Source organism: Bradyrhizobium sp. AUGA SZCCT0182 (assembly GCF_018130185.1).
Taxonomy (GTDB): domain Bacteria; phylum Pseudomonadota; class Alphaproteobacteria; order Rhizobiales; family Xanthobacteraceae; genus Bradyrhizobium.
Genome location: NZ_JAFCLY010000049.1, coordinates 48,607 through 65,932, shown reverse-complemented (window position 1 = coordinate 65,932; position 17,326 = coordinate 48,607). Strand labels below are relative to the sequence as shown.

General features: G+C 61.9%; 16 protein-coding genes. 10 read left to right on the top strand and 6 right to left on the bottom strand.

The genetic code is table 11. From position 1 onward, the window contains the following. Positions 1–325: 325 nt before the first annotated feature. Complete coding sequence (locus tag JQ611_RS42115) at positions 326–967, bottom strand: hypothetical protein (protein ID WP_249133689.1); 642 nt, start codon at positions 965–967, stop codon at positions 326–328. Between JQ611_RS42115 and JQ611_RS34825 the strand changes: the two genes are divergently transcribed. After that, entirely contained in the window at positions 944–2,557 is a 1,614-nt protein-coding gene (locus JQ611_RS34825; RefSeq protein ID WP_312012334.1) for an EAL domain-containing protein, read from the top strand. The genes JQ611_RS42115 and JQ611_RS34825 overlap by 24 nt on opposite strands. A gap of 31 nt (positions 2,558–2,588) precedes the next feature. Here JQ611_RS34825 and JQ611_RS34820 read toward each other — a convergent pair whose 3' ends face one another. Then, the gene (locus tag JQ611_RS34820; protein WP_192736382.1) at positions 2,589–3,143 is read right to left on the bottom strand and encodes an ActR/PrrA/RegA family redox response regulator transcription factor; all 555 of its coding nucleotides are present in this window, start codon (positions 3,141–3,143) and stop codon (positions 2,589–2,591) included. 185 nt (positions 3,144–3,328) lie between these two features. Continuing rightward, the gene (locus tag JQ611_RS34815; protein ID WP_212268741.1) at positions 3,329–4,678 is read right to left on the bottom strand and encodes an ActS/PrrB/RegB family redox-sensitive histidine kinase; all 1,350 of its coding nucleotides are present in this window, start codon (positions 4,676–4,678) and stop codon (positions 3,329–3,331) included. A 268-nt stretch (positions 4,679–4,946) separates the two neighbouring features. On the opposite strand from JQ611_RS34815, the gene JQ611_RS34810 reads away from it, so the two are divergent. The 4 genes from JQ611_RS34810 (at position 4,947) to JQ611_RS34795 (ending at position 9,078) form a co-directional block, all read left to right on the top strand. Beyond that, the gene (locus tag JQ611_RS34810; RefSeq protein WP_212268742.1) at positions 4,947–5,738 is read left to right on the top strand and encodes an ABC transporter ATP-binding protein; all 792 of its coding nucleotides are present in this window, start codon (positions 4,947–4,949) and stop codon (positions 5,736–5,738) included. After that, positions 5,735–6,553 carry an ABC transporter permease gene (locus JQ611_RS34805; RefSeq protein ID WP_212268743.1) on the top strand — a complete coding sequence of 273 codons (819 nt, stop codon included), beginning with the start codon at positions 5,735–5,737 and terminating at the stop codon, positions 6,551–6,553. Before JQ611_RS34810 ends, JQ611_RS34805 begins: the two co-directional genes overlap by 4 nt. 126 nt (positions 6,554–6,679) lie before the next feature. Next, positions 6,680–8,029 carry a polyhydroxyalkanoate depolymerase gene (locus JQ611_RS34800; RefSeq protein ID WP_212386450.1) on the top strand — a complete coding sequence of 450 codons (1,350 nt, stop codon included), beginning with the start codon at positions 6,680–6,682 and terminating at the stop codon, positions 8,027–8,029. Positions 8,030–8,226: 197 nt separating this feature from the next. Further along, positions 8,227–9,078, top strand: a complete 852-nt coding sequence (locus JQ611_RS34795; RefSeq protein WP_212468002.1) for a M48 family metallopeptidase — start codon at positions 8,227–8,229, stop codon at positions 9,076–9,078. A 70-nt stretch (positions 9,079–9,148) separates the two neighbouring features. Here the strand turns inward: JQ611_RS34795 and JQ611_RS34790 are convergent, their stop codons facing one another. After that, complete coding sequence (locus JQ611_RS34790) at positions 9,149–11,407, bottom strand: transglycosylase domain-containing protein (protein WP_212468001.1); 2,259 nt, start codon at positions 11,405–11,407, stop codon at positions 9,149–9,151. 139 nt (positions 11,408–11,546) lie between these two features. Here JQ611_RS34790 and JQ611_RS34785 point away from each other — a divergent pair, with 139 nt between their 5' ends. After that, complete coding sequence (locus JQ611_RS34785) at positions 11,547–11,972, top strand: DUF1330 domain-containing protein (RefSeq protein WP_212268794.1); 426 nt, start codon at positions 11,547–11,549, stop codon at positions 11,970–11,972. Positions 11,973–12,035: 63 nt separating this feature from the next. Here JQ611_RS34785 and JQ611_RS34780 read toward each other — a convergent pair whose 3' ends face one another. Both JQ611_RS34780 and JQ611_RS34775 read right to left on the bottom strand, forming a co-directional pair. Beyond that, the gene (locus JQ611_RS34780) at positions 12,036–13,271 is read right to left on the bottom strand and encodes an ABC transporter substrate-binding protein (RefSeq protein WP_212468000.1); all 1,236 of its coding nucleotides are present in this window, start codon (positions 13,269–13,271) and stop codon (positions 12,036–12,038) included. Positions 13,272–13,620: 349 nt separating this feature from the next. Beyond that, positions 13,621–13,983: a DUF1304 domain-containing protein gene (locus tag JQ611_RS34775; RefSeq protein ID WP_212268748.1), complete on the bottom strand. Its 363-nt coding sequence runs from the start codon at positions 13,981–13,983 to the stop codon at positions 13,621–13,623. A gap of 175 nt (positions 13,984–14,158) precedes the next feature. Between JQ611_RS34775 and JQ611_RS34770 the strand changes: the two genes are divergently transcribed. From JQ611_RS34770 to JQ611_RS34750, 4 genes are all read left to right on the top strand, one after another. Next, positions 14,159–14,632: a PaaI family thioesterase gene (locus tag JQ611_RS34770; RefSeq protein ID WP_212268749.1), complete on the top strand. Its 474-nt coding sequence runs from the start codon at positions 14,159–14,161 to the stop codon at positions 14,630–14,632. After that, positions 14,611–16,191, top strand: a complete 1,581-nt coding sequence (locus JQ611_RS42855) for an AlkA N-terminal domain-containing protein (RefSeq protein WP_312012333.1) — start codon at positions 14,611–14,613, stop codon at positions 16,189–16,191. Before JQ611_RS34770 ends, JQ611_RS42855 begins: the two co-directional genes overlap by 22 nt. After that, positions 16,172–16,699, top strand: coding sequence for a methylated-DNA--[protein]-cysteine S-methyltransferase (locus JQ611_RS34755; protein WP_212467999.1), 528 nt, complete (start codon positions 16,172–16,174; stop codon positions 16,697–16,699). The genes JQ611_RS42855 and JQ611_RS34755 overlap by 20 nt, the downstream gene beginning before the upstream one ends. Positions 16,700–16,902: 203 nt before the next feature. After that, complete coding sequence (locus JQ611_RS34750; protein ID WP_212467998.1) at positions 16,903–17,307, top strand: nuclear transport factor 2 family protein; 405 nt, start codon at positions 16,903–16,905, stop codon at positions 17,305–17,307. Positions 17,308–17,326: the final 19 nt, after the last annotated feature.

The following is a 17,326-nucleotide window of genomic DNA, read 5'->3' as shown; positions in this document are numbered from 1 at the left end:
TCGTGTGCACTTTGTTTTGTGCAAACCGCACGCGAGACCGCGGGTGCAGCGCGCACCCGGTCTTCCCTGCGCCCTCTCTGTTTTCAGATGGCGAAAGGTCTCTTGCAAAACTTCGCGCGTAGCAGCGGCGAGATCGCGAAGTCATATCTGCTCTTTGAAGATTGAATCGAAATGCGCATCAAGTTCCGCTGGTGGAACTCTGATCGCCGCAATCGCGGGCAAAGGCATTCGATGAAACTGAAATGCAATTGGATGTCGAGGTGTTCACATGCCCTTCACTACGATCGATCTTAGATATCGCGCGTGGGGCCTGTCGCACGCGATCTTAAGCCGCCAATCCTACTCCAATAATACAGCCTGCCGGTACTGCGGACATCAGGTGTTTGAGCGCCACACCGGCGCGGTCAGCAGACAAAAGGCAACGCAATCGGGCCCAAACGAAAGCAGGCCCTAACGTCGCGCGGTTTCGCGCTGAAGGACAGATCAGGCACCGCAAATGATGGGTCCCACGCGCGGCAAAAATCGCCTTTTGCGGCTTGTAGCGCCCTTCGTGGCGGTTGTGATTTTTCAGGGGCTTCTGGCCGGCCTTAGTCTGGAGCTGCTCTCGTCGGTTCGCGCCTTTGTCGGCGGCGAGGGCATGTGGTCGAAGAGCCAAAAAGACGCCATCCACTTTCTCTCGGTTTATTCCCAGACCGCTGACGAAGAGTCCTTCGACCGGTTCAGGAAGGCGATCGCCGTTCCGCTCAGCGACCGGGTCGCGCGACGTGCGCTGGAGCAGCCGACCCCCGATCTGGATGCCGCCCGGGACGGCCTCCTGGGAGGCGGAAATCATCCCGCCGATATTCCAGGAATGATCCGGCTCTTCCGCTATTTCCAGCACGGCCCATATGTCAAAACGGCGATCCGGCACTGGAGAGGGACAGATCCATTTCTGGATCAGCTGGTGTCGCTTGGCGACCTCCTGCATGAGGAGTTGTCCAGCGGTCCCGCGGTCGGCGGGCGTGCAGCCTTCCACAAGGAGCAAATCGATTTCATCGATCGGCGGCTCGCGCCCCATGCAAGCGCCTTCTCGGAGAATCTTGGAGAAGGCTCGCGGTTTCTCAAGTCCGTGCTGACGGTGGCAAACCTGCTGACGGCAATGTCGCTGGTTTCGCTGATTGTCTGGCATACGCGCAAAATGCTGAAGCAACGAATGCGCTTCGAGGCTGCCGAACAGGAGTTCCTCGCAAAGCTGTCCTGGGAGGCATCGCATGACGCCTTGACGGGCCTGGTCAATCGTCGCGAATTTGAAACCCGCCTTGGAGCGGCGCTCGACCGGCTGTCCGATCAGCCCAGCGAGCATTCCCTGATGTTCCTCGACCTCGACCAGTTCAAGGTCGTCAACGACACCTGTGGTCATGCCGCCGGGGATCAATTGCTAAAACATACGGCGGCTTTGCTGCAGGAGAATCTTCGCGGCGCCGGCCTGCTGGCGCGATTGGGCGGCGACGAGTTCGGCGTTCTGTTGCAGGACTGCGACGCCGGTTCGGCGGTCGCGATTGCGGAACGCCTCCGGCTTGCCGTGCAGGAGTTGAGGTTCGTCTGGAATGCATGCTCCTTCAATATCAGCGTCAGCGTCGGTCTCGTGCATGTCGCCGAGGCCAATGCCATGGAGGCAACGCTGCGGGCGGCCGATATGGCCTGCTACATGGCAAAGGAGAAGGGACGCAATCGCATTCAGGTCTACCATCCCAGCGATGCTGAACTGGTCGAACGCGTCGGTGAAATGGCCTGGGTGCAGAGGATCAGGAACGGGCTTGACGAACAACGGTTCTGTCTGTTCGCGCAGGAAATTCGCTCGCTCAACAAGGCTGAGCAGGATCGTTCCCATGTCGAGTTGCTGCTCAGGTTGCGCGACGAAGACGGAAAATTGGTCCAGCCCGGCAGCTTTATGCCGGCGGCGGAGCGCTACGGCCTGATGCCGCTGATCGATCGCTGGGTCATCCGAAACGCATTTGCCTTGATCGCCGAACGGTTGAGTTGCTCCGAACCGACTCAACTATCGAGCTGCGCCATCAATCTCTCCGGCGCGACGTTCGGCGACGATGATTTCGTTGAATATGTACGCCGGCAATTCGATATTTACCGGGTGCCGCCCGGAATGATCTGTTTCGAGATCACCGAAACCAGCGCGATCGCCGATATGCACAGCGCCAAACGGTTTATCGAGGCGTTGAAGAAATTGGGCTGCCGCTTCTCACTTGACGATTTCGGCACCGGTATGTCGTCCTTCTCGTACTTGAAGCACCTCCCGGTCGACTACATCAAGATCGATGGCAGCTTCGTCAGGGAAATGCTGAACAGCAAGATGGACCGGGCGATGGTCGAAATGATCGTTCACGTCGCCAAGGTGATGGGAAAGAGCACGGTTGCCGAATTCGTCGAGAACGACGAGATACTCCCAGCCCTGCGCGAAGTCGGTGTCGACTATGCGCAGGGGTATGCGATCGGGAAGCCGTCGCCGTTCAAGGACATGTATCCGCTGCCTGCGGATGCTCCTCATCGAGAAGTAGCCTGAAGGACCGAAGCCGCCGATCCCTGCCGGCAAATTACCGCGGCGCGCGCTTGGCCAGAATGCGCTGCAGGGTACGGCGGTGCATGTTCAGGCGCCGCGCGGTCTCCGAGACGTTGCGGTTGCACATTTCATAGATCCGCTGGATGTGTTCCCAGCGCACGCGGTCCGCCGACATCGGGTTCGCCGGCAGTTCGGATTTCTCGGTGCCGCTGGCGAGCAACGCGGCGACCACGTCATCGGCGTCGGCGGGCTTCGAGAGATAGTCGACCGCGCCCATCTTCACCGCCGTGACGGCGGTGGCGATGTTGCCGTAACCGGTCAGCACGATCGCACGCGCCTCGGGGCGCTTGCGCTTCAGCGCCGATACCACGTCGAGCCCGTTACCGTCGCCGAGCCGCAGATCCACCACGGCGAAAGCCGGCGCGGAACGGCCGATCTGGGCGAGACCGTCGGACACGGTATCGCACGACGTCACGGCGAAGCCGCGGCTTTCCATCGCGCGCGACAGGCGCTCCAGAAACGGCTTGTCGTCCTCGACGATCAAGAGCGAGCGGTCGGTGAGGTCGTTCAGTTCGGTGATGGCGTTCAAGGTCGGGTATCCCCCGGTTGCAGCAATACTATAGCGTTCTCAAGCGAAGTGGTTACCGGTTCGCATAGCAATCAAGTTTACGCAGATTGCGTAGACTTACCTGCGGCAGAAAACGCGTCAAACAGACAACTAGATATGGCGTGACGCGAAGGCGCTGCCAAGGCCCTCTAAAGTCGATCAGGCCGTCATTCCGTATCCCCGGAACCGTTCCAGGAGGCATTATCGGCCGCCGTGTCGTCCGCTTCGAAGCGTTCGCGCGGCCAGACGATTTGTACCACAGCGCCGTGATCGGGAAAGGTCCGGTTGGTAAACGAGACCTTGGCGCCGGTGCGCTCCAGCAGGGTACGGGCGATGAAGATGCCGAGCCCAAGGCCGGCCCGCGCGCTTTGGTCCTCATCGGTGCTGCGCCGCCGCGATAAATAGGGCTCGCCGATGCGTTTCAGCATGGCGGGGGCGATGCCCGGGCCGTCGTCGGAAATGATCATCTCGACCGTATCGGCGTTCCACCAGGCGTTGACCTCGACCGTGGTCCGGGCGAAATCGACCGCATTTTCCAGAATGTTGCCAACGCCATAGAGGACGGCGGGGTTACGGGCGCCGACCGGCTCACGCGTCGCTGCGACCGCTAGCCGCACCTTGATGGCGACGCCGAAATCGCGGTGCGGTGCAACCGTTTCCTCGATCAGCGTCGACAGCGGCATCCGATCGAACGGTGCGCCGGAGGAGGAGAGCTGGGTGATCTTGGCCAGAATTTCGCGGCAGCGTTGCGCCTGCTCGCGCAGGGTTTTGAGGTCGCCGGCGAGCTGTTCGTTGCCGTCAACCGTCTTTTCGAGTTCGCGCGAAATCAGGAAGATCGTCGACAGCGGCGTGCCGAGTTCGTGCGCGGCAGCGGCGGCAAGGCCGTCGATCTGGGTAAGGTGCTGCTCGCGGGTCAGCACCAGTTCGGTGGCGGCCAGTGCGTCAGACAGTTTCCGGGACTCCTCGGTGACCTGGAACGCATAGAGCGAGGTGACGCCGATCGCGACCAGGATCGAGAGCCAGACGCCGAACAGGTAGATCGGCGGCAGCACCAGCGGATCGTCGCTGTCCCACGGCAGCGGCAGATGGAAAAACACCAGTGCGGAGGCGCAGGCAACCGCGAGCACACCAAGTGCAATGGTCAGCCGGATCGGCAGCGCCGTCGCCGAGATCAGGACGGGGGCCAGGAACAGGAACGAGAACGGATTTTGCAGCCCGCCGGTGAGGAACAGCAGCGCCGCAAGTTCGACGATGTTGAGCGCAAGCAATGCGGCCGCATAGACCGGTTCCAGCCGCTGCATCGGATTGAACGCGATCTGCAGTGCGAGATTGACCAGCGCCGAGAGGCCGACAATGGCGACGCAAGGAATAATGGCAACGTCGAATTCCAGCCCGTGCGCCACGATGAAGATCGCGCTGAGCTGGCCGAGCGCCGCCAGCCAGCGCAGCCGCAATATCGTATCGAGACGGACGTGGCGGAGTGGATGGCGAAAATCGGAGCTGGAAATTTCAGTCATTCCGCAACTTTAGCCGCGTGGCGCCGCGATCACAAATTCGCGCCCGATTCCGTCGGTATTTCTCCGTCATGGCCGGGCGTAGCGGTCTGAAGGACGGCGTCGCTTTCGCTCGCCTATCCCCGGCCATCCGCGTCTTGGCTGCAAGAAAGAAAGTGGTGGATGCCCGGGACATAGGCGAGCGGAAGCGACGCCGTCCTTCGGACGGCTGTGTCCGGGCATGACGACCTTCTTGCACTAGCCGCTGCAATAGCCCAATGAACAGGGCCAAATGGTCAATAATGACGCCGCGCCAATGCCGCTGCCCGCAGTCGATCCGGCAGGATCCGCGATCGAGGTCGCGCATCTGATCAAACTCTACAAGACCACCCGCGCGGTGGATAATGTCTCGTTTCGCATCGCGCGCGGCAGTATCACCGGCCTGCTCGGCGGCAACGGCGCCGGCAAGACCACGACGATTGCGATGATCATGGGGCTGGTGCTGCCGACGTCGGGCCGCATCCAGGTGCTGGGACATCCGATGCCCGAGCAAAGCGCCGAGGTGCTGGGCCGGATGAATTTCGAAAGCCCCTATGTCGACATGCCGATGCGGCTCACGGTGCGGCAGAATCTCACCATCTTCGGCCGGCTCTATGCGGTGGAGAACCTGCGCGAGCGCATCGCTCAGCTTGCCGCCGATCTTGATCTCGAGGAATTCCTCGACCGCGCCAGCGGCAAACTTTCCGCTGGCCAGAAGACCCGCGTTGCGCTGGCGAAAGCGCTGATCAATCAGCCTCAACTGTTGCTGCTCGACGAGCCGACGGCCTCGCTCGATCCGGATACGGCCGATTGGGTGCGCCAGCATCTGCAGGATTATCGCAAGGCACATGACGCGACGATATTGCTGGCATCGCACAACATGCTGGAAGTGGAGCGGCTGTGCGACCGCGTCATCATCATGAAACGCGGCCGGATCGAGGATGACGACAGTCCCGATCAGATCATGGCGCGCTACAACCGTGCGACATTGGAAGAAGTCTTCCTCGACGTCGCACGCGGGCGGGTGAGGGAAGGCGCGCCATGAGCGGGGTTGCCGTTCATCACGGAATTTCGGTGCACCGCATCAACGCGATGGTGCTGCGCTATTGGTATTTGCTGATGTCGTCCTGGCCGCGGCTTCTGGAGCTGATCTACTGGCCGGTGCTGCAGATCATCACCTGGGGTTTCCTGCAGAACTACATTTCACAGACGTCGAGTTTTTTCGCTCAGGCCGGCGGCTCGCTGATCGGCGCCGTCATCCTGTGGGACATCCTGTTCCGCGGCCAGCTCGGCTTTTCGATCTCGTTCCTCGAGGAGATGTGGGCGCGCAACATCGGCAATCTGATGATGAGCCCGCTGAAGCCGATCGAGTTCCTGATCTCGCTGATGGTGATGAGCCTGATCCGGCTTGCGATCGGCGTGATCCCGATGACGCTGCTGGCGCTGTTCTGGTTCGACTTCAATTTTTTCGCCATCGGCCTGCCGCTGATCGCGTTCTTCTGCAATTTGATCTTCACCAGCTGGTCGATCGGGATCTTCGTGTCGGGTCTGGTGCTGCGCAATGGCCTCGGCGCCGAGAGCATCGTGTGGACCCTGATGTTCGGCCTGATGCCGCTCGCCTGCATCTATTACCCGGTGTCGGTGCTGCCGGTCTGGCTGCAATATCTCGCCTGGACGCTGCCGCCGACTTACGTGTTCGAGGGCATGCGCGCGCTGTTGATCGACCACGTGTTCCGGACCGACCTGATGGTGTGGTCGCTCGCGATCAACGCGGTGCTGTTTATCGCGTCATTTGCGATCTTTCTTGCCCTTTTGCGCAGCGCCAAACACCACGGTTCTTTGCTCGGGGGTGGCGAATAAGTCACAAATTCCCGTGTATTTCTGAGGTTTTTGGCCATTTCTCTACGTATATATACTGAGGTGTGCATTGACGCATTATTGCGCATTCGGCACTGTGTTGCGGCGCAAAAGAGGGATCAGAATTCAATGCCGATTGGTGAGTTTGGCGGAGCACCGCCACTGGTGGCCGAAGGCAGTCCGGCACTTACGACGCCGATGTACTGGATGTACGAAATGGGCCACGCGTCGCTCAATCCGGCCCGCGCCGTGACTGATGCCACGAAGATCCTGTTTCAGAACCCGCTTAACCCGTGGTCGCACACCGAATTCGGCAAATCGATCGCCGCGGCCTGCGAATTGTTCGAGCGCACCACGCGCCGTTACGGCAAGCCCGACTGGGGCCTCGACACGACCGAAGTGAACGGCGTTCGCACCCCGGTCGAGGTTCGCTCGATCTGGGAAAAGCCGTTCTGCCGTTTGCTGTATTTCGATCGCAAGCTGACGCGGCCGCTGCGCAGTCCGCAGCCGCGGGTGCTGATCGTGGCGCCGATGTCCGGTCACTACGCGACGCTGCTGCGCGGCACCGTCGAAGCCTTCCTGCCGACGCATGAAGTCTACATCACCGACTGGTCCGACGCGCGGATGGTGCCGCTGGCGGAAGGCCGCTTCGATCTCGACGACTATGTCGACTACGTGATCGAGATGCTGCACGTGCTCGGCGGCAACATGCATGTCATCGCGGTGTGCCAGCCCTCGGTGCCGGTGTTGGCAGCCGTTTCCGTGATGGAAGGCGCCAACGATCCCTTCGTGCCGCTGTCGATGACGCTGATGGGCGGCCCGATCGACACCCGCCGTAATCCGACCTCCGTGAACAATCTCGCCGCCGAGCGCGGTATCGAATGGTTCCGCAACCACGTCATCACCAAGGTGCCGTTCCCGCACCCCGGCGTGATGCGCGACGTCTATCCTGGCTTCCTGCAGCTTTCGGGCTTCATCACGATGAATCTCGATCGTCACACCGACGCCCACAAGGCGCTGTTCAGCAATCTGGTGAAGGGCGACGGCGATCTGGTCGACAAGCACCGCGAATTCTATGACGAATATCTCGCGGTGATGGATTTGACCGCAGAATATTACCTGCAGACCGTCGACGTCGTGTTCGTCAAGCATGCGCTGCCCAAGGGCGAGATGATCCATCGCGGCAAGCTGGTCGATCCGTCCAAGATTCGTCGCGTCGCGTTGATGACGGTCGAAGGCGAGAACGACGACATCTCCGGTCTTGGACAAACCGAAGCGACGCACTCGCTGTGCACGTCGATTCCCGATCATCGCCGCGTGCATTACGTGCAAAAGGGCGTCGGGCACTACGGTGTGTTCAACGGTTCGCGGTTCCGCTCCGAAATCGTGCCGCGCATTTCCGATTTCATGCTGTCTTCGGCCAATACCAAGCCGAAATTGGTCGCTGCATCAGATAAATTGGTTGGGGCTGCTGAATAGTGTCGATTCCAGCATCGATTTTGCGGCTCAACTAAGTTGCTGAATCGATTAAAAGAATCTGGATTCGCGCAGTGCTGAAGGAATGAGTAATATTTCATTTTTTCAACGAGGAGTGAGGCTGGATTCAGCCGAAAATTTTTGGTTCCAGCCCCTGCCGGTAGGGGCGGAATAGAGTCCAGCCCCTGTATATTGGGCAAATGATTTGTTTTTGCGCCGAACGGTTTCAGTGGCGGCTTGAGTGGCAGCGGTTATGGCAGAATCCGGGCGAACTCTTGCCCCCCGGACTGTCAGACATGGCTACTCGCGCCCTCCTCTATCGGCGGCCCGCCGAACCCGCGACTCTTTTGGTCAAACACGGCTCGCAATTCTTTGCGATTCGGCTGCGTCGGCACCGCCGCGCGCGCCGTTACACGTTACGCATTAATCCGACCGATCGCGAGGCGATCCTGACCATGCCGCCGCGCGGCACGCTGGCGGAAGCAAAGGATTTTGCGCAGCTTCATGGCGGTTGGATCGCCGCACGTCTCGGTCGCCTGCCGAAGGCCGCACCGTTTCATGCTGGCACAGTGGTACCGCTCCGCGGTGTTCCGCACCGCATCGTGCATCGTGCCGGCGAGCGCGGCACGGTGTGGACCGAAACCCGCGACAGCGGCGAGAAAGTTCTCTGCGTCGCCGGCGGCGCCGACCACATGGACCGCCGCGTCCATGATTACCTCAAGCGTGAAGCGCGCAAGGATCTGCACAAGGCATCATTGGCCTATGCGGAAGAACTCGGCGTCAGGGTCAAGCGGGTGTCGATCCGCGATCAATCGAGCCGCTGGGGCTCCTGCACCTCGGCCGGATCATTGTCGTTTTCCTGGCGGCTGATCCTCGCACCGCCCTTTGTGCTGGACTATCTTGCCGCCCATGAGGTCGCGCATCTGGTCGAGATGAACCACTCGGCGCGGTTCTGGCGTGTCGTCGCGAAAGTCTGCGGCCATGTCGAGCGCGCGAAGTCCTGGCTCGACACCCACGGCAACGACCTGCACCGTTACGGGGTCGAGGACTAAGTCGGAGAACCGGGCCCCATTCTACTTTGCATGGGGTTGTTTTCGCGATTTTGTGTCTGCCGCCTGCGGTCTAGCGATTTCCGCCGAACACTCGGTCCATCAGCCATCCATCCAGTCCCGCGGCCGCCTCCGGGCGTGCCGATGGATTGGGCGGTGGCGCCGACGTGCGCGTCGGTGGCTGGCGATAGCCGCCGCCTGAGGGGATCGGTGCAAGCGGCACCGGCGCTTGCGCGGATGGCTGATACGATGGCTGTGGCGGCGCGTTGACTTGCGAGGCGGGGAACAGATTTGAGAGCAGGCCACCGCCGCCGGCCTGTGATTTCGGCAGGTTCGCAACCGGCACGCCCTGGTGGGCCGATCGCATGAAGCGGGTCCAGACCTCGACCGGCAAGCCGCCACCGGTGGCCTTCTTGGTCGGCGAGTTGTCGTCATTGCCAAGCCAGACGCCGGTAACGAGATTTGCGGTGTAGCCGATGAACCAGGCGTCGCGGAAATCCTGACTGGTGCCGGTCTTGCCGGCGGCCATCCAGCCCGGAAGCTCCGCCTTGCGCGCGGTGCCCGACAGCAGCGTCTCCTGCATCATGGTGTTCATCATCGCGACGTGCCGCGGCTCGATCACCTGGCTCAGCTGATCCGGCTGCCGCGCGTACAGCACCTTGCCTTCATTGGTGCGGATTTTGGTCACGACATGCGGGGAAACCCCGAGCCCGCCGTTGGCGAACGGCGCAAAGGCGCCGACCAGCTCGATGACCGAGACTTCCGAGGTGCCGAGCGCAATCGAGGCGTTGGCGTCCAGCTTCGAGGAAATGCCGAGCCGGTGCGCGGTCCGCACCACGCTCTTGGCACCGACTTCGATGCCGAGCCGCACCGCCACCGTGTTGAGCGACATCGAAAGCGCCTGGGTCAGCGTCACCGATCCGAAATATTCATGGGTGTAGTTCTCAGGCCGCCAGCCCTTGATATCAACAGGCGAATCCTGCCGGATCGTTTCAGGCGTTAATCCCGCTTCGATCGCGGTGAGATAGACGAACGGCTTGAAGGCCGAGCCGGGTTGGCGCTTGGCGGTGACCGCGCGGTTGTACTGGCTCTCGGCATAGTTCCTCCCCCCGACCATGGCGCGGACCGCGCCGTCCGGCGTCATCGCCACCAGCGCGCCCTGGGTGACGTTGAACTTCACGCTCTTGGCGGCGAGTTCGTCGATGATGGAGGCTTCCGCCACGCTCTGAAGTTTGGGATCGATCGTGGTCTCGACCACGATGCTCTGTTCGATCTGGCCGATCAGATCATCGAGCACTTCGCCGATCCAGTCGGCGACGTAATTGACGGTGCCGGCGCCGACCGGTTTCACATTGTAGGAGGGATGGCCGATCGAGGCTTGGGCCTGCGCGTCGGTGATGAATTTGGCATCGGCCATCGCCGCGAGCACGATCTGGGCGCGCGCTTCCGCGCCTTCCGGGTTGCGGTTCGGCGCCAGCCGCGACGGCGATTTGACGAGGCCCGCCAGCATCGCCGCTTCCGCGATCGTGACATTCTTGGCGGACTTGCCGAAATAGCGTTGCGCCGCGGCCTCGACGCCATAGGCGCCGGAGCCGAAATAGACGCGGTTGAGATAGAGCTCGAGGATTTCCGATTTGGAATGCTTGCGCTCCAGCCAGATCGCGAGTTCCACTTCCTGCAGCTTGCGCGCGATGGTGCGTTCCTGGGTCAGGAACAGGTTCTTCGCGAGCTGCTGGGTCAGTGTCGAGCCGCCCTGCGAGACGCCGCGATGCATGACGTTGGTGACCGCCGCCCGCGCGATGCCGATCGGATCGACGCCGTAATGCGAATAGAAGCGGCGGTCCTCGATGGCGATGAACGCTTTCGGCAGATAGGGCGGCAAATCCTTCAGCGAGACATTGGCGCCGGCCATTTCGCCGCGCGAGGCCAGCACGCTGCCGTCGAGGCCGACGATCTGAATGGTCGGCGGACGTTTTGGAATTGCCAACGACTGGATCGCCGGCAGATGCGCGCCGACCCAGATGACGACGCCGACGACCGCGATCGCGGCCCACAGGCCGAGCACCGCGCCCCAATAGAACAGCCGGCCGATGCGGAATCCACCGCGTGATTTCGACCGGCGCTTGGCGCCGCTGCGGTCAGCGCGCGGCTTGCGCTCACGCGGCGGCTCGTCGTCATCGTTTTCAGGTTTACGCTTGGCGGATGATTTTTTCGGCTTGTCGTCGCCGGACGGGACGCGGTCCTGCGGCGACAGCCGCAATTCGCTCAGCGCGGCGGCGAGCCCGAATTGCGGTTCCTTGCGGCCGCCGCTCTTTTTCCGTCCCCACGCCATACGCAAACGCTGCTCACATCCCGCCCGCCGCAAGTTAACGTCCGCAGTTTAAGGGTCGGTTACGGAGAGGTTAACGCGGGATTAGGAGGTGCGGCGGCGCGTGCTAAAGGAACAGCATATGTCAGCAAGGGAAGCCGCCATGGGCCACATCGATCCGACCAAGGAAGTGTTCGCGCAATTTCGGGCCAACGACCGGCCGGGCCCGATCCACATGCTCAATCTGGTCCGTCTGCGGGAACAAGCTGCCTATCCCGACGGCCGCAAGGCGTCAGGGGCTGAAGCCTATGCGGCGTATGGACGGGAAAGCGGGCCGGTGTTCGAACGGCTCGGCGGGCGGATCGTCTGGCAGGGACGGTTCGAACTGATGCTGATCGGGCCGGCGGAAGAGCGCTGGGATCATTGCTTCATCGCCGAATATCCAAGTGTCGCCGCCTTCGCCGAGATGATCCGCGACCCTGTGTATCGCGAGGCGGTGAAGCACCGCCAGGCGGCGGTGGAGGATTCGCGGCTGGTCCGGCACGCCGTGCTGCCGGTCGGAAAGACGTTTGGGGAAATCCCGAAATAACAACGCACAAAAAATCGGCGGCCTCGAGGGACCGCCGATCATTCGTATCGATGGAAGTTGAGGCTAGCCCGCCGGGCCGGCGTCCTCGAGGATCGGGCCGAACAGTTCCCAACGCTCGCCGTTGAACTTCATCATCTGCAACTGCTTGTTGACGCGGTAGTCGTCGGGGCCGGTGTTGATCTTCATGCCCGGCAGGCCGAGGTCGAGTACGACGTCCTTCAACGAGGCCGCCTGCTTCATGACGTTTTCACGGGTCAGGTCATCGCCGCATTGTTTGAGCACCTGCACGAGCAGTTGAGCGGTCGAATAGCCGTAGGTATTCACCGTGTTCATCTTGTCGCCTTCCGGGAAGTATTTCGCCATGAAGTCGAGATACTTCTGCAGGCCCGGATCGCCCTTCCAGGTCGGATCGGCCGGATCCTTGCCATAGTTGACGCTGATCACGCCCTTCGACGCTTCGAGGCCTGCCGGCTGCAGCGTGGCGCTGACCGGGCTGGCGTTGATGTCGAGGATGTGGATCGGCTTCCAGGCGAGTTCGTGGATCTTCCGGATTGCCTGCGCCGCCTGCTTCGGCGTCGAGGCGCTGTAGAACAGGGTCGCGCCGGCGTCCTTGATCTTCAACACCTGCGAATCGATGGTCGGGTCGGAGACTTCGTAGGAAGACTCGGCCACGATCATCTTAGCCGCCTTGTCGCCCAGGCCCGCCTTCAGCCCGTTGACATAGTCCTTACCCAGATCGTCGTTCTGGTAGAGGATGCCGATCTTGGCATCCGGATGTTCTTTCAGAATGTACTTGCCGTAGATGCGACCCTCGACGAAGTAGTTCGGGTTGTAGCCCATGGTCCAGGGGAAGTTCTTGGGATCGGTGAACTTCGAGGCGCCGGTGGCGGCGAACAGCTGCGGCACCTTCTTGCCGTTGAGATATTTCTGCACGGCGGCGTTTGCCGCGGTTCCGATGACCTGGAAAGTGAGGAGGACTTCATCGCTCTCCACGAGCTTGCGGATCTGCTCGACCGTCTTCGGCGGGCTGTAAGCGTCGTCATACTGGATCAAATTGATCTTGCGGCCGTTGATGCCGCCCTGGTCGTTGATCATCTTCATGTAGGCGGCCTGCGTCTTGCCGATATTGGCATAGACGGAATAGGCGCCCGAGAACGGCACGGTCTGGCCGATCTTGATTTCGGTATCGGTCGCGCCGGTGTCGTATTTCTTCTGCGCGTAGGCCGACGAAGCCGACGAAGCCGACAGGGCGATCGCGAGCGCCGTGCCGGTGATCAAATGGAAAATACCATTCCTCATATTGCTCGTTTCCTCATGTGTTGATTGAGCCGATGATCTTGTCTTGGGACCTAATATGACCCGGTGGACGCCATCGCTGGTTGCAATAGTGGCGGAACGGATGCTGCAATGCAAGGCGATGCAAGCTGAAACGGTCCTGGATTTCTGGCTGGCGAGGGCAAGGTTAATTCGAGGGCAGCAATTGCTGTCTGCCCAAAAAGAATCCAATCGACATGTTCACGTTCCGAATGACACCACATTGGGCATTGGAGCCCGCACGGGATACCGAAAACGGACAACGATGCCGTGCGGAACACGGCATCGCCAGTTCCTCTCTGAACGAAGCGGCCCAGCCAGAACGGCCAGGCGTTTACGCCAACCAGAGCAGGATCAATGCGAGCGCCGCGGGCGCCGCCTGCACATACAAGATTCGACGGCTGACGGTCGCGGCGCCGTAGCTGCCTGCCACGATCACACAGAGCAGAAAGAATGCCTTGATCTGGAACGCGAAGCCCGGGTTTGGATGGACCAGGCCCCAGACCAGGCCAGCGGCGAGGAAGCCGTTATAGAGCCCTTGATTGGCGGCCAGCACCGCCGATTCCGTTGCCTTCTCGATCGTGTTGCGGAAGGTCTTCAGCCCCAGCGGCTTGGTCCAGAGAAACATCTCCAGCACCAGAAAATAGACATGCAGCGCGGCGACCACCGCGACCAGACAATTGGCGAAAAGCGTCATGTGGCGGCCCCCCAAAACCGACAGCGGAATTCGGGTGGACGCTAGCACGCTCAGCGTGAAAAGTGCGGCGGCGTGCCGATATTTTGCAGAGAATGATGAGGTCCGAAAACCGCGAGACAGGCGGGACGCGATATCAGATGCTTCGATCGAGCGACAGCGCGAGGAATCAATGGGAATGCGTACCGACAGAACATACGGCACCGTCAGCGTCATCAGGCGCAAGGAAATGAGCGGCCTGGAATTTGTCCAGGGGCTCGCGGATGGCACGCTGCCCCTCAACACGATCGCGCGCACACTGGGCTACGATGTCACCGAAGCCGCGAGCGGGCGCGTGGTCATCACCGCCGAACCGAGTGACGACCATCTCAATCCAGCCGGCACCGTGCATGGCGGCTTCTCGGCCACGCTGCTCGACAGCTGCATGGGGCTGGCCATTCAGTCGACCCTGGAGAAAGGTCTGGGATCGACGACGCTGGAGTTCAAGATTTCGCTGGTGCGACCGATTACGCCCGAGACCGGCACGATCAGGGCCGAGGGCATTGTGCTCAGCAGCGGCCGGCGGGTCGGCACCGCGGAAGGACGCATCACGGATAGCAAGGGACGTTTGCTTGCCCAGGGCACCACGACTTGCCTGATTTTCGAGAACTGAGCCGCGTATCCGCGCGCAAAGCGCGGGACAAGCCTTGCACGATGGTGGATGATTTCCTGATGGATATGGACCGTACCGCTTGCTACCGCGCGATTTCGACCCGGGATATCAGGTTCGACGGGCGGCTTTTTGTCGGTGTCAAAACCACCGGCATCTATTGCCGGCCGATCTGTCCGGCGCGCACCCCGAAATTCGAGAACGTGTCGTTCTATGCTTCGGCGGCCGCAGCCCAGGAGGCCGGCTTCCGTCCCTGCCTGCGCTGCCGGCCGGAAGTGTCGCCTGACCTCGCGTTCTGGCGCGGCAGCTCCAATACGGTTTCGCGCGCGCTGGCATTGATCGAATCCGGCGGGCTCGATGGTGACGATGTAGAAGGTCTGGCTAATCGGCTCGGCGTCGGCGGGCGGCAATTGCGGCGGCTGTTCCGTCAACACGTCGGCGCTTCGCCGATTGCGGTGGCCCAAACCCGACGGGTGCTGCTTGCCAAGCAGTTGATCCACGAAACGCCGCTGCCGATGGCCGAGGTCGCCCTGGCGTCCGGCTTCAACAGCGTGCGCCGCTTCAACGAAACCTTTTTGGAACTGTTCGGACGTCCGCCGGCCGCGTTGCGGCGTTCCCGCGACAAGACCAGGCGTGAAGCCGGTGCGCTGTCGGTTCGTCTTCCGTATCGGCCGCCCTATGATTGGGACGCGATGCTGTCGTTCCTCAGCGCCCGCGCCATTCCCGGTGTCGAGATCGTTGCCGGCGATAGCTATCGCCGCACGATTGCGATCGGCGGCAAGTGCGGCGTGATCAGCGTCGTGCCCGCGCCGAAGAACCGGATCGACGTCCGCGTTCGCTTCCCCGAGATGGCGGCCTTGCCGCAGATCATCGCGCGGGTCCGCCGGGTGTTCGATCTCGCCGCCGATCCCGATACGATCGGCGCGCATCTCGCGCTCGACCCGAGGCTGGCGCCGCTGGTCGCGGCGCGGCCGGGCTTGCGAGTCCCTGGGGCATGGGACGGTTTCGAACTCGCGGTGCGCGCGATCTTCGGCCAGCAGATCACGGTTCCTGCCGCGACCAAACTGCTCGGCAAACTGGTGCAGGCCTTTGGCGATCCGCTGCCGCCTGCGATGACAGACAGCGAGGGTCTCAGCCATCTGTTTCCCTTTGCGGCGCGGATTGCTTGCTCCGATCTGACAACGCTCGGGATGCCCGGTGCGCGGGCGATGGCGGTGACCTCGCTGGCGCAGGCGATCTCGGCCGATCCCGCGATATTCAGCCGCGGCGCCAGCCTTGAGGATGCGATCGTGAAATTGAGGGCGCTGCCGGGAATCGGCGAATGGACCGCGCAGTACATCGCCATGCGCGAGCTCCGCGAACCCGATGCGTTCCCCGCCGCCGACATTGGATTGCTCCGCGCGATGACCGACGGCGAAGGTCGGCGGCCGTCGCCTGCGGAATTGCTGACGCGCAGCGAGCGCTGGCGGCCGTGGCGCGCCTATGCGGCGTTGCATCTGTGGGCCGCGGGTGTACCGCATCCCGCCTTGTCCGGAAAAATCGATGAGCGCGAAGCCGCCTGAAACCTTCAATCTCGACCGGCTGCAAACGCCGATCGGAACCGCGTTGCTGGTGACCGATTCCGGCGGCGTGCTGCGCGCGCTGGACTGGGAAGAGCATGAGCCGCGCATGAAGGAGTTGCTGCGGCTGCAATATGGCCCGGTCGATCTCGAGGAGGCGCGGTCACCGAAAGAGTTGAGGTCGGCGCTAACGGCGTATTTCAAAGGCGATCTCGATCGCCTCAACGCGATCAAGTGGCGCGTTGCGGGTACGCCGTTCCAGCAAAGGGTCTGGACCGCATTGCCGAAGATACCTGCCGGCACAACGATGAGCTACGGCGCACTGGCAGCCAGGCTGAACGCACCAAAAGCCATGCGCGCGGTCGGTCATGCCAACGGCTCCAATCCGATCAGCGTCGTCGTGCCCTGTCATCGCCTGATCGGCGCCAACGGTGCGCTGGTCAAGTATGGCGGCGGGCTGGAGCGGAAGCGGTGGTTGCTGGAGCATGAGGGTGTAGTGATCGGCGCGTAATGGGCGTGCAATCTCTCAACGCGTCATTCCGGGATGCGCCTCTTGGCGCAGGCCCGGAATCCATACTCCCGATCTGGGTTATGGATTCCGGGCTCGCGCTACGCGCGCCCCGGAATGACGGAGACATGTCAGGTCCGTAAACCGCCAGACAGTCTGCCGCCACGCCCCTAGCGTCTCCCCACATTCCAACAAGGAGACGATCAATGACGGACGCAGAAATTCAGGAATTTGTGACGCGATTTGCCGCCGCCTGGGCGGCGCGGGACGGAAAGGCATTTCTCGATCTCTGGCACCCCGAAGGCTCGCTGCATAGGCCGCTGGTGGGCCGGCGCGTGGCGGGCAACGAACTCGACCGGCTGATGGAAGTGCAGACCGCGGCGGCACCGGATTTCGTCTGGCAGTTGCTGGACTGGACCTCGCGCGGCGACGTCGTGATCATCGAATGGCAGACCACGCGCAACGTAGGCGGCGTCAGATTCGACTGGCGCGGCGTCGACAAGTTCCGCATCAAAAATGGCAAGATCATCGAGGAGCGGGTCTATACCGACACGGCGCCGCTGCGCGCGTTCCGCAAGGGCGAGAAGCTGGAGCCGATTACCCAGTTCTGAGAGACAGGTGCTATCTCCC

Coding starts and splice junctions, on each gene's coding strand:
- JQ611_RS34775 (WP_212268748.1), bottom strand. CDS start 13,983: ATGACGCTTTTCGCCAATTGTCTGGTCGCGGTGGTCGCCGCGCTGCAT.
- JQ611_RS34770 (WP_212268749.1), top strand. CDS start 14,159: ATGCGTACCGACAGAACATACGGCACCGTCAGCGTCATCAGGCGCAAG.
- JQ611_RS34815 (WP_212268741.1), bottom strand. CDS start 4,678: ATGACTGAAATTTCCAGCTCCGATTTTCGCCATCCACTCCGCCACGTC.
- JQ611_RS34750 (WP_212467998.1), top strand. CDS start 16,903: ATGACGGACGCAGAAATTCAGGAATTTGTGACGCGATTTGCCGCCGCC.
- JQ611_RS34755 (WP_212467999.1), top strand. CDS start 16,172: ATGAGCGCGAAGCCGCCTGAAACCTTCAATCTCGACCGGCTGCAAACG.
- JQ611_RS34780 (WP_212468000.1), bottom strand. CDS start 13,271: ATGAGGAATGGTATTTTCCATTTGATCACCGGCACGGCGCTCGCGATC.
- JQ611_RS34800 (WP_212386450.1), top strand. CDS start 6,680: ATGCCGATTGGTGAGTTTGGCGGAGCACCGCCACTGGTGGCCGAAGGC.
- JQ611_RS34810 (WP_212268742.1), top strand. CDS start 4,947: ATGGTCAATAATGACGCCGCGCCAATGCCGCTGCCCGCAGTCGATCCG.
- JQ611_RS34790 (WP_212468001.1), bottom strand. CDS start 11,407: ATGGCGTGGGGACGGAAAAAGAGCGGCGGCCGCAAGGAACCGCAATTC.
- JQ611_RS34795 (WP_212468002.1), top strand. CDS start 8,227: ATGATTTGTTTTTGCGCCGAACGGTTTCAGTGGCGGCTTGAGTGGCAG.
- JQ611_RS34785 (WP_212268794.1), top strand. CDS start 11,547: ATGGGCCACATCGATCCGACCAAGGAAGTGTTCGCGCAATTTCGGGCC.
- JQ611_RS34805 (WP_212268743.1), top strand. CDS start 5,735: ATGAGCGGGGTTGCCGTTCATCACGGAATTTCGGTGCACCGCATCAAC.
- JQ611_RS42115 (WP_249133689.1), bottom strand. CDS start 967: ATGCAGGAGGTCGCCAAGCGACACCAGCTGATCCAGAAATGGATCTGT.